This window comes from Ruminococcus sp. OA3 (assembly GCF_022440845.1).
Classification (GTDB): Bacteria; Bacillota; Clostridia; order Lachnospirales; family Lachnospiraceae; genus Ruminococcus_G.
In genome coordinates this window covers 1-10,771 of sequence record NZ_JAKNTO010000002.1, presented here as the reverse complement: position 1 = coordinate 10,771, position 10,771 = coordinate 1, and the positions used below count along the sequence as shown (strand labels likewise).

Genomic DNA, 10,771 nt, shown 5'->3' with positions numbered 1-10,771 from the left:
ACATTTCGCCAGCGGGCAGATCATGCGGTATCGCAGAAATCATAGGCGTAACGCCCGCGTGTCAGGCTCGGCAGGATGCCGGCTCGACAGCGATAATGGGTAATCTGCTTCGCCCTTGATTTTTTCCCCGACGAAAGGAGAGATCAGACACCTAAGTGGAGCCCCGCCTGCGCAACCGATTACAATGTCGCTTAATATCATATTTGTCGAGTGCGGCTTGGTTTCCGGCCAATGATAGACTGATGCAGCAGTACCTGGCTGAGCACTGAGCCCAGTACATAACGGTAGCCGCTGCGTGACGTTGCGGCTCACGGCTTCTGATATTGCGCAGCCAAGGCTTCCTGAGGTTCCAGGGTGCTCCGCGGAGACGGGGTGACGGAGGCACCATACGTTCTCATGACTTCGCGGCGGAAAGGTTTCTGCTCGTAGGAGACCTTTACCATATATACTTTACAGTCAAGGTCGAAGTAAGAACATGCCATGGAAAGTGCTGTTCCCCACTGTCCGGCACCTGTCTCTGTTGTGACGCCGGTCAGCCCCTGTTTCTTGGCATAATATGCCTGAGCGATTGCCGAATTCAGCTTGTGGCTTCCGGAAGTGTTGTTGCCTTCGAACTGTAATAGATTTTCGCCGGAGTCCCAATGCTTTTTCGAGAAAATAGGCGCGCACCAGCGGTGATGGCCGGTACATTTTATAAAATCCTGAATTTCCTGCGGAATGTCAAAGTATAGGGTATCGTTGTCCAGTTCCTGGCGGACCAGCTCATCGCAGAATACCGGCTGCAGTTCCTCGAAAGTCATTGGCTTTAAGGTCCCCGGGTTTAACAGTGGTGCTGGTTTGTTCTTCATGTCTGCGCGGACATTGTACCATTGCGTCGGCATCTCATTTTCTTCCAGATAAATTTTGTACGGAATTTTCTTTTCTGTGCTCATTTTGTTCATCCTTTCTTTTGCTTTTTGGATTAAATAAAAAACCTGCCCTATCAAATTGATAGGACAGGAGTAATAAACCTGCGGTGCCACCTAACTTCACCCTGATATTCAGGATACGCTTATACATGTACGTTCATACACGTCCCGTGATAACGACCGGTCTTCGTCGCGCCTACTCGGATCATTCCTTTCAGTTTGCCCTCGCAAGCCCATTCGTCATACATGCTTTGCTGCAATTCCACCGCATGCAGCTCTCTGAAAAAGCTCCTGTAATGATTACTATCCTTGCTCATAGGTTTATGATATGATAACAGATGTTTAATATGTGTTAAATATACTATGCGAAATTAGAAAAGTCAAGACCAAACATTGACAATAATTGACTGCATGGTATATAATCATGAGTAGTTTCGCGGGCATGGCGGAATTGGCAGACGCGCCAGATTTAGGTTCTGGTGGGAGACCGTGCAGGTTCAAGTCCTGTTGCCCGCAGCCTATAGAGTGCGCGTTTGCGCGCTCTATTTTTTTCCGTGTTGCATTTCGTGTTGCATAATGTTCATGAAATGTGAGTTTGCAAGATTGTTCATCTCTTTTTCTTTCTCTTCAAGGGCGTGTCTGTATACTGCTTTTAGGACTCCATCATTGCCCCATCCTCCGCGCTGCATAATATATACGTCCGGAATCCCGAGTGCGTGTTGTATGCTTGCTGAATAATGACGCAAATCGTGAAAGCGAAAATGAGGGAGATTAGACTTTTCCAAAATGTGCCTGAAGCGGTCTGTGACCATGCATGGATTTAAGTTTACAATTCTTCCTTCCTTATCCTTCCACTTTTCAGCTACGAAATCCGGGAATTCGATATATCTGTCACCTGCATATGTTTTGGGCTGTCTTATGATCCATTTATGATCAGAAGACAGGACCATGTTTTCGCATACATGGACAATATTACTGTGAATGTTTCTGCTGTGAAGGGCACAGATTTCGCCGCGCCTCATTGGACCGAATGCCGCGAGTAGGATAGGGAGTTCCATCTCAGTCCCTTTTACCTGATCAAGCAGGACTCGTATTTCGCTGTCTGACGGAATATATAGCTCTGGACGTATCTTCTTAGGCAGCGCAGTATTAAGCGCGAAATCAGGGCGATACGTGCGAAGTACCGCCGATATAATCCCGTGTGTATTCCGTACTGTCTTTGGTTTATGTGTACGAGCTTCGATGTTAATTGCTTCCTGTATATCTTCCTGTGTAATATCACATATTTTAATATCCATCAGGCCTGGCACAGAACTATTTAGGGTACGCTTGTATTCTCGTACAGTAGACGGGGACAATACAGATGTGCGCTGATTGATATATTCTGTTAGGGCCTCTCTGAAAGTAAGTGAACAGTATGAACTTGCTTTCTTTCTGTCGGCTGCGTATTGAGTGGCAGCCAGCTCTGCCAGCTTCTTTCCTTCTTTGCTGGGATCGTCACTGGTGAACGATTTATATATCCTCTTCTTTTTTGTAGATCCGTCTTCAAGTGTCACGGTCTCGTAGTGGCTGAACACCTGACACCGCCATGACCCGGATGGTAATTTACGAGCTGTTGGCATAGTATCATCCTCCTTAAAAAATGGTATAAAAATAACAGCCAGCAGGAAACATGTGTTCCGCTTGCAGTAGCTGTCCGAGAATGATACAATATGTATGAATTTGGGTATGCATTCTCGGATGTATGCTTGCCGTCTCCTGTTGGCGCAGGGGGCGGTTTTTTATTATTCAAATGTACAGTCTCTTATAAGTACATTTCCAAATTTTCCATCACATCTTCCGACAATGGTTACTATATCACCTTCCGCAAGTTCCATGACTTTTTTGATTTGCTCATCGTCACTAAAATAACACTGTACAGAAGTAATTGAATATTCCTCTGCAGTGGCAAAAGTTATGTACACATCCTCCATAATATCTTTTCCGATACTTCCCACTGTGCCAGAGATGCGCATCATCTTTTCGTCGTATAACTCATCGCCGCGAACTTCATTTGCTTCATAATCTGTCAGTAAAGTGTCTGGGTCGATTTCCATTATTTCTTCTTGTGGCTGAGCTTCTTTTTGTGACTCTTCTGTAGCTTTCGCAGCAGTGTTTGTAGAAGATGTTTTTTTTGTTTCTTCTTTGTCGCCACCGCCCCCAATGGCTGCTATAACTGCAACTATTGCTATAATTACAATAAGCCCACCAATACAACTACCTTTCTTTTTTTTCTTTTTCTCTGGCTGGTTTGAGGTATAATTGCTCTTAATGTTACTATTTTCTGATGTTTTGAGTTTCATCGGATGTCCACACTTAGGACATGTTGTCGCAAGACTACTTACCTCGTTTCCACATTCTGGACAATTAATCATTGCCATATAAATCCCTCCTCTTACAAGTGTTTTTAGATCAGGTCAATTCGACGGTGATCTGGTTTATCTTAATCGCCGAAGCGGTTAATTCATTTGCCCCCGGTGTTGGCGCTGGGGCGGTTTTTAAATTATTTCAAAAATATCCTTTACTAGAAAGTATTAATTTTTCTAATCTTTGCAAATGAACCTGAGTGTCGGGTGAGTCTATTGCATCATATCCACGGTACACATATTTAACACATTCCAAGGCTTTGAAACCTAGTTTTGAAAGATCAAATGTTTCAGGAAATGAACAGTCAAGTAAAGTACCATAGTACATTGTTAGCTCCATCTTTAAATTATCAGTGTAGTAATTTGGATAATTATTTTTTATGTAATTGTAGGCTATTTCCAAATCATAATCTAATGCAGTTTTTGAATTTAAACGAGCAATTTCCAATATTTTATCAACAGATTCATTCGTATTGGGCTGTAATCCCGAAAGATCATTTGGTAATTGCGTTGGTGCGTCATACGAGTTGGGGTATTCAAATTGTATACTTGTAGTTTCTTCTAAGTTTGTAATTGCTTTATTCACTGTATCAATTTGACTTAAGCTTGCTTTATCTATGCAAGCAACATAGTAAGGTATTGCTTTTTCTGGATCATCGAGCGCGTATCCATACACCCACGCAATACTATAATACGCCGAAGCTACAGATGAACTGTTGGGATAATTTATAATAACTTTAGAGTATGACTCAAGTGAATTTTCATAATCTTCTAAATTATCGAAGCATACTCCAATGTAATACTGGGCATCATCTGCTAAATCACTTTCTGAATATGTTTCCAAAAATCCCTCAAATTCTTTTAAAGCTTCTTCTGTATCACCTTTATACCAAAGATCATGAGCAAAATCGAATTTTGTTTGTTCTTCTGCTGATGGGTTATCTGTAATATCAGTTTTGAACTCTATCTTTATACTACTTGGTATTTCAGGAACGGGAATTTTATCAATTAATTGTGTGTTTGCAGTATTCGTTTTATCAAATGATGTTTGTTCAACGGACTTGTTTTCTCCGCAGGCAGTCATAAATAAGACAAGCGAACAAGTAATCGAACAAAAAATTACAGTAATAATTTTCTTTTTCATACATATTCCTCCCTTGAATATTTTATTATTAATCGCCACTGGCGGTTAATTCATTTGCCGCCCCTGGTTGCCGCCGGGGGCAGTTTTTGTATTATGATAAACCTAATTTTGTTTTTTCTTCTTCAAGAACAGCTTTATAATCATTTAATGATTCATTTGTTTTATCCATGTATTTTTGGAAATGATCAATGTATTCTTGTTTCGGGTTGTTAGTATAATCTTGAAGGTGCTGCATAGCAATTGTATATTGACGCAATGCAGATTGAGCATCCGATAGAAGTGTCATGATTCTAGTACCCATTGGGGCGGAATTTCTATCTTTGTCAAACTCATCATAATATAATTGCAGGATCTGCTCTGAGGATTCTAGGCGCGTTAGAGTGTCAGAAATTACTGATTGTAGTTCCCCCATAGTTCCGTTATCATTTATAATTTTTGCTATCTTATCTTCGGAAAGAATAGAAAGTTCATTCATAAATACGGAATCATATTCGGTTAACATTTTTGCATATCCCACATTACTAATATGGTTGTACAAATCTGAAGTATCTATATTTGTTTGCTCTTCAGCAGTTGGAGTAACCGCAACTTCTGGAGTAGACTCTGGAGTTGCTTTTAGTGTGGGTGACTCGGTGACGGATGGTTCTTCTTCGGGAGAAATGGCAGTATCTTTAGAAACCTGATCTAATTCAGTGGTTGTAGTTGTTCCCATCACTGAAACTTCATAGCTTATTTTTCCACTTTTATATGTAAAGTCTTTAGTGTCATCTGTGGAGGCCAGTATTGCAGAGTCTGTTTTTTCTTTATCTCTTTTAGAAGTCCAACTATACTCATCTACGGACTTTACAGGCGCTGTGTAAGTGCCGATCCAGTAGATTGATTTAGTTTTGCCACCATCAGTAATCCAATTTATTTCAATAGTATCTCCAGTTATTACCGCTTCTTGATAAGAACCATTATTGTCTTCTGAGGCCCAAGTTCCAGTTAAATCGGTAGGTTCATTCTCGTCTGTGGAAATCTTTCCGGAACTACACGCTACCATAAAACAGGAAAAGCACAAAGCCAGTAAAATAATTGAAACTTTCTTTTTCATACATATCCCTCCTTGCATATTTTATTATTAATCGCCGAAGCGGTTAATTCATTTCTTGCCGTCCTGGTATTGGTAGCACTGGGGCGGTTTTTGCTGAAAAATTATTGTGCAATTGAACAGTGTGACAGAATAAGATATTGACCGTCCGAAACGCTTATATAAGATTGCCCTTCAAAATTATCGTTTGAAATAATATCGCTTTGTCTGCTATCTGGATAAATGCAATAATACCCTTCGTCTTCTGATGTTACCATGTATTCACCGGCAGGGATATTGACGCCGACTTTCATCATGCATCCTTCTTTTGCTGTGTCAAATGTATTCTGCAAACACCATTCATCAAACTTGTACGCTTTTGCGTGCGATAATTCTAAATATTCGCCATCTTGTATTGTTATTATAGAGTTATAGTCAAAATTATCATTAAATAAGATGTCATCGCCATTTGCATCTGAATTTACAGAAAAATAACCGCCGCGGCTTTCATTTGTGGCAAGCACCATATATTCGCCAGCAGGAATGTCTACTCCAACTTTAAGTGTACCAGCACCATAAGATTCAATTGTTGGCTCTGGCGGCTGCGTAGGAGTGACTGTAGGTTCAGGTGTGGAAATGGGAATGAGCTCCAAGGTGTTTAAAATTGATTTGAAATCTTTATCATAATTAATTGTATTTTCGTCAATAACACACATTCCGATAGACGCTATTCCGTAATCTGTAGGAAACCCAACCACTTGCACTGTATATGATATGCCGTCTACCTTTTGTTTATATGATAAAATTTCGTATGTATTTTATTGTATTCAATATTCTGTACACCGCTTACCGAAATAACACCTTGACTTTTTCCTATTCCTTCGACCCACCCGTCCATATTCATATCTATATATTCATCATGTGCATTGTTGAAACCTTCGATATATCCATTTGTTAGCATAAGAAAAGTTGAATTATCGGAAGACGCATAGAAATATAAATTGTCAGAATTTTCAACATTTCTCAACTCCCAATTTGTCGGAACTTCTACTGAAAAGCTACCATGAGTAACTCTTTGTGTTCCTTTCTCAAAATCCACAGATTCAGTAATGGATTCTTTTGTTTGTTCTGGAGTTGGTGTGGAAGTCTCCAATTTCTTTTTTAACTCTTCATTTTCTTTTTGCAATGTTTCCAACTGCTTTGATACATCAGAAGATTCAGGTGAAGCGTTGGAATTGCACCCGTATATAGACGTAACAAATATGCAGCACAGCATTAAACAAATAATTTTCTTTTTCACACAAATTCCTCCCTTAAAAGTGTTTTTTCAGATCAGCCTTGAATGGTGGTCTGGTTTATTATTAATAATAAGTTTCATTTCTTTCCCGCAAACTCTCAGCGGCGTAAAATCCCGGTATGTATTCGATAGGGTGCCGAATCCGTTGGCGAGCCTTTGCAACTAACAGCTTGTTTTCTTCATACAAATAATCCGGTCTGTGTATATACATTTTACAGTAATCACATTTGTCTTCCAGCTGATTAAACAGCTCTTTTTTGCAGTTCAGACACTTCCTGATATTCCACACAAAGCATTTCAAATCATCATTGTAGAAATGTTCGTACATCAGCTTGTCAAGCAGATTCTTTTTATGGTAAATAGCATAACGCCGCCAACGCCGGTAATCATCAAAGGCATAAGTGGATGCTTCATAAGTTATTTGGAATATTTTGGACACGTCGTTTGCATTTTTGCATTCTGCATAGTATATGGCTATGCGCGGTGCAAGCAACCGGCTGGCAAAGTAATTGGCTTCCCGTTCCTTTACATTTGTATAAGGCGGTTGATGCCCCAGTACAATGTGTCCCAGTTCGTGAGCGAGTGAGAAGCGCCGCCGGCAAAACATAGCCTGGTCATTATAATAGACTTTGTTGTTTAGCCGGAAAGCATCATCACTGATCTGTTGGCATGCCTCCTGTTTCACTTTGGACTGTTCTGTATATTCGATACACTCATATCCATATTGCTCAATCATATCGAACAGATTGATCGGAAACGATTTTACGTTACATTTCTGAAAAACCTCTAAGATTTTCCATTCAATTTCCTCATGCGTCAAACAAAATCACTCCTTATGGGAGCTTAATCATCTTCTGACAAAAGTGTCCTGATCAGCTCCTGTTTTTGTTCGAGCGTGAGTTTTTTTCCGTTGCGTGCAACCATGGATTGAATATCCTCGTAGGTTGGTTCGTATTGTTTTTTCTTATTACCGTTTACCATATCTTCCAACTCTTCAACCGTGATTCCCAGTTCTTTGCAAATTTTAATCACAGCTTCTACGCTTGATTTATTAACGCCAGTTCTTTTTAGCATTGTGTATAGGCTGGTATAGGGAAGACCGCACTTTTCAGCAAAGGAACGTAAACTGTAACCATGTTCTTTAATAAGTTCTTCTAATATTTTAGCTCTTTCCATGACAGCACCTCTTTCTGAATATCTATATTATATACGATAATGCGAATATTGTAAAGCGAATAATATGTTAAAACGTATAAAGGTATAGAATAAAATATAAAAGTATTCTCACATGCAAATATTACTATTGACAATGGTTGCTAGTGAGAATATAATACAATTAAGATATTTGCAGGAGCGAATATCAAGGAGGTGAAATTTTGTATAAGAACTTAATCCAAATTATGAAAGCTGAAAAAATAACTTTCACTCAGATTGGAGAACTTCTCGGATGTAGATATCAAACAGTTAGTGACATCGCTAATGGTAATACACAAAAGGGATTCTACTACGAGGATGCCTGCAAAATACAAAAAGTATTTTTCCCAAAATATGATATGAGCTATCTGTTTGAACGCTCATAATACAAACACACGTTCGATAAAAGTAATATACTATGGATGTATGTATATGTCAATGGGAAATGGAGGAGGTGATGTGAGAGATGAGGATGTTTTTGGTATGTGTGATAGTTTCAAGTATTGTGTCGGCGATAACAACAAAAATATTGGTCACCTACTATTATAAAATTGTAGATGACCATGTAGCGATCATGTGCGATATGACAAAAAAGTTTGTTTCTAATATTTTGGAGCAACGCATGCACGAAAAAAATTTTGACCGAGAGGGGTAAGCTTAGCACAATAATTTCTGGTTTTTGCTATTTCAAACGGGGAATGACGTTTTGTTTCCTGTGAAAACTCTTTAAAGAAATCTGTTTGTGTAAATGGATCATAAAAATCTTTGTCAGGTATTTTATCGGTTTTAGTAGCATCAATTATACCCAACCTGATTAATGATGATATTGATGCACTAGTTTGAAATATATCATAATCTTTAAATGAAGAAATAAAAACGTTTTCCAAGGCTACGGAAAATGAGCGGCTCCTAGTGTCTTCTTTAATGTAATCTACGATGGCAACAACGTCTTTTAAAGGAAATTCTTTAAGTATTTTGGCATCGAGAGGACTCATTTGCTTAATAATTTCCGCGAAACATGGGTGTACAGATGGATTATAGGCAGAATCCATCGAACTTGAAATAAGGTTCACGAAAAGTTCACGAAGCTCTTTTTCGGATACGCAAAATTTTGAATTTTCAAGCGCTTGAGCAGTGACTTGGATAGTTGGCTCAATCTGTCTCTCAATAGGAATTTTAGAGATGGAGTTAGTTAATTCATTTCATAAATTTCAAGGTCATGCGTGTATTTGATCTCTCGTTTTCTGGCAGCCTTCGATATGCCTCCGAAAACAAGAAGCCAACAATCAGCAAGGGTAGAACCCACATTTCGAGTCGGTTCATCAGTAACATTTTTGATAGCATTATCAACACAATCGGGCAGTACTTTCATTAAAAATTCCTCCTATCGTTCATAATCGGCGCTGCAACGCCTGTATATAAATTATAGGAGAAATAGAAGAAAAAGTAAATAAAATCAAGGAGGTGTAACACATGTCAAAACAAAATTTAGTCAGAGATCCAACAAAAGAGAGAGCAGAGCTGTTTGTTTCTCTTGCCAAATATTACATGGATCTTCATAACAAAAAAAATTCAGATGTTGCAAAAGCGATTGGCGTATCTGATCAGGTGTTATATAAGCGCAGGCAATCGCCGCGTAATTTTAAATTGTCAGAAACCTTAAAAATAATGGATTATTTAAAATTTAGCGAAGCTGATCGGGCACGTGTGGTCGGTGTTAAAGTTAAAATTTATGCAATGGGAGGAAAGGACGATTGAAGCAGAAACTTATCACATCCACACTGGCTGCGTACATAGCGGTAGACCTTACCGGATGGTATGAGACGATCCCCGAGCAGCTGATCTGCTGCATAGGGCTGGGGCTGGCGGTCGCGGCGGTGTGGACGTGGATCGAAGAGAGGAGGCTGCATCATGACAAAAATGGAACAGCTGAAGTTGGAAAACGAAGTGTTGAAAAACGTTATCGCTTGCGTACAAGAGGAACTGGATCATAAAGAGGATAATCCATATATAACCTTAGGGGCGATCAGCGGTGTGATTAAATACGACGAAAAAATGAAATTTGCGCTGAAATATGGATACACAATTGACTACCGAAGATGCGAAGAAAAGAGTCCCCGCACCGACCAAAGCTTGGGGACTCAACAATAAAAATAACAATTAAATTATAACAATCTGGGGAGGAAAATGCAATGTTCTATTCGAACAATCCCGTGCTGGATGCGGAGAAAGAATCAGAACGGCAAGAGGAGCTGGCAAGAACGCCTCACATAGAGTGTGACTGGTGTCATGGTTACATCTACGAGTGTGATGATTGCATGATGGGGATTTTAAAACAAAATTAAATGGTCTTATCATTTGCGACGACTGTCTGTCGGATTATATCAAATCGATTAGAAAGGAGCACACAGGATGAATGATATGGAGCAGCGGAGAGAACGCCTGTTGGCGCTTTTGGACACGGCGCTATCCTATGTGGACAAGGAACCCATCTATGAAAACTACACGTCCAGGAACATATTGAATTATTTAAGGAGCATCCAGGCAATCAACCAGATCATGAAGGAGGAGAGCTGATGGCGATACCAGTATTAATTATCGGGCGCTCCGGGACGGGAAAAAAGCCGGAGCATAAAAAGCTGTGTGGGTAAAGACGTTAACCTGATCCGCGTATTAAACAAACCATTGCCGTTTCGGGGGAAGATTGACGGTGTGGTTACGGATGATTACAGCAGGTCATGAAAGCCTGTTGGC

Annotated in this window: 15 protein-coding genes, 1 tRNA gene and 1 pseudogene; 6 read left to right on the top strand and 11 right to left on the bottom strand. The window is 39.8% G+C overall.

The window, feature by feature from the left end:
* Window positions 1-932 (bottom strand): annotated as a pseudogene (locus MCG98_RS18780) (TrpB-like pyridoxal phosphate-dependent enzyme); the annotation flags it as partial.
* Between the two features lie 412 nt (window positions 933-1,344).
* Between MCG98_RS18780 and MCG98_RS18775 the strand changes: the two are divergent.
* Window positions 1,345-1,424 (top strand) — tRNA-Leu (locus MCG98_RS18775).
* Window positions 1,425-1,450: 26 nt separating this feature from the next.
* Here the strand turns inward: MCG98_RS18775 and MCG98_RS18770 are convergent.
* The 8 genes from MCG98_RS18770 to MCG98_RS18735 all read right to left on the bottom strand — a co-directional run bounded on the left by MCG98_RS18770 (window position 1,451) and on the right by MCG98_RS18735 (window position 7,999).
* Complete coding sequence (locus MCG98_RS18770; RefSeq protein WP_240299839.1) at window positions 1,451-2,530, bottom strand: site-specific integrase; 1,080 nt, start codon at window positions 2,528-2,530, stop codon at window positions 1,451-1,453.
* Between the two features lie 162 nt (window positions 2,531-2,692).
* Window positions 2,693-3,328: a zinc ribbon domain-containing protein gene (locus MCG98_RS18765; RefSeq protein WP_240299838.1), complete on the bottom strand. Its 636-nt coding sequence runs from the start codon at window positions 3,326-3,328 to the stop codon at window positions 2,693-2,695.
* Window positions 3,329-3,455: 127 nt separating this feature from the next.
* Window positions 3,456-4,457, bottom strand: a complete 1,002-nt coding sequence (locus tag MCG98_RS18760) for a tetratricopeptide repeat protein (protein ID WP_240299837.1) — start codon at window positions 4,455-4,457, stop codon at window positions 3,456-3,458.
* Window positions 4,458-4,548: 91 nt separating this feature from the next.
* Window positions 4,549-5,550: a hypothetical protein gene (locus tag MCG98_RS18755; RefSeq protein WP_240299836.1), complete on the bottom strand. Its 1,002-nt coding sequence runs from the start codon at window positions 5,548-5,550 to the stop codon at window positions 4,549-4,551.
* Between the two features lie 101 nt (window positions 5,551-5,651).
* Window positions 5,652-6,290: a hypothetical protein gene (locus MCG98_RS18750; RefSeq protein ID WP_240303493.1), complete on the bottom strand. Its 639-nt coding sequence runs from the start codon at window positions 6,288-6,290 to the stop codon at window positions 5,652-5,654.
* Between the two features lie 17 nt (window positions 6,291-6,307).
* Window positions 6,308-6,826, bottom strand: coding sequence for a hypothetical protein (locus MCG98_RS18745; RefSeq protein WP_240303491.1), 519 nt, complete (start codon window positions 6,824-6,826; stop codon window positions 6,308-6,310).
* A 61-nt stretch (window positions 6,827-6,887) separates the two neighbouring features.
* Entirely contained in the window at window positions 6,888-7,643 is a 756-nt protein-coding gene (locus MCG98_RS18740; RefSeq protein ID WP_240299834.1) for an ImmA/IrrE family metallo-endopeptidase, read from the bottom strand.
* A 23-nt stretch (window positions 7,644-7,666) separates the two neighbouring features.
* Window positions 7,667-7,999, bottom strand: coding sequence for a helix-turn-helix transcriptional regulator (locus tag MCG98_RS18735; protein WP_240299833.1), 333 nt, complete (start codon window positions 7,997-7,999; stop codon window positions 7,667-7,669).
* A 200-nt stretch (window positions 8,000-8,199) separates the two neighbouring features.
* On the opposite strand from MCG98_RS18735, the gene MCG98_RS18730 reads away from it, so the two are divergent.
* A complete protein-coding gene (locus tag MCG98_RS18730) occupies window positions 8,200-8,403 on the top strand; it encodes a DNA-binding protein (protein WP_240299832.1) in 204 nt (67 codons plus the stop codon).
* Between the two features lie 216 nt (window positions 8,404-8,619).
* Here the strand turns inward: MCG98_RS18730 and MCG98_RS18725 are convergent, their stop codons facing one another.
* Complete coding sequence (locus MCG98_RS18725; protein ID WP_345891732.1) at window positions 8,620-9,192, bottom strand: DUF4393 domain-containing protein; 573 nt, start codon at window positions 9,190-9,192, stop codon at window positions 8,620-8,622.
* A 17-nt stretch (window positions 9,193-9,209) separates the two neighbouring features.
* Window positions 9,210-9,389, bottom strand: coding sequence for a hypothetical protein (locus MCG98_RS18720; RefSeq protein WP_240303490.1), 180 nt, complete (start codon window positions 9,387-9,389; stop codon window positions 9,210-9,212).
* Window positions 9,390-9,490: 101 nt separating this feature from the next.
* On the opposite strand from MCG98_RS18720, the gene MCG98_RS18715 reads away from it, so the two are divergent.
* The 4 genes from MCG98_RS18715 to MCG98_RS18700 all read left to right on the top strand — a co-directional run bounded on the left by MCG98_RS18715 (window position 9,491) and on the right by MCG98_RS18700 (window position 10,594).
* On the top strand, window positions 9,491-9,775 hold the full coding sequence (locus MCG98_RS18715) for a hypothetical protein (protein WP_240303352.1): 285 nt from the start codon (window positions 9,491-9,493) through the stop codon (window positions 9,773-9,775).
* On the top strand, window positions 9,772-10,011 hold the full coding sequence (locus tag MCG98_RS18710) for a hypothetical protein (protein ID WP_240303351.1): 240 nt from the start codon (window positions 9,772-9,774) through the stop codon (window positions 10,009-10,011). The genes MCG98_RS18715 and MCG98_RS18710 overlap by 4 nt, the downstream gene beginning before the upstream one ends.
* A 198-nt stretch (window positions 10,012-10,209) precedes the next feature.
* Window positions 10,210-10,362, top strand: coding sequence for a hypothetical protein (locus MCG98_RS18705; RefSeq protein WP_240303489.1), 153 nt, complete (start codon window positions 10,210-10,212; stop codon window positions 10,360-10,362).
* 67 nt (window positions 10,363-10,429) lie between these two features.
* The gene (locus tag MCG98_RS18700) at window positions 10,430-10,594 is read left to right on the top strand and encodes a hypothetical protein (RefSeq protein WP_240303349.1); all 165 of its coding nucleotides are present in this window, start codon (window positions 10,430-10,432) and stop codon (window positions 10,592-10,594) included.
* Window positions 10,595-10,771 lie beyond the last annotated feature (177 nt).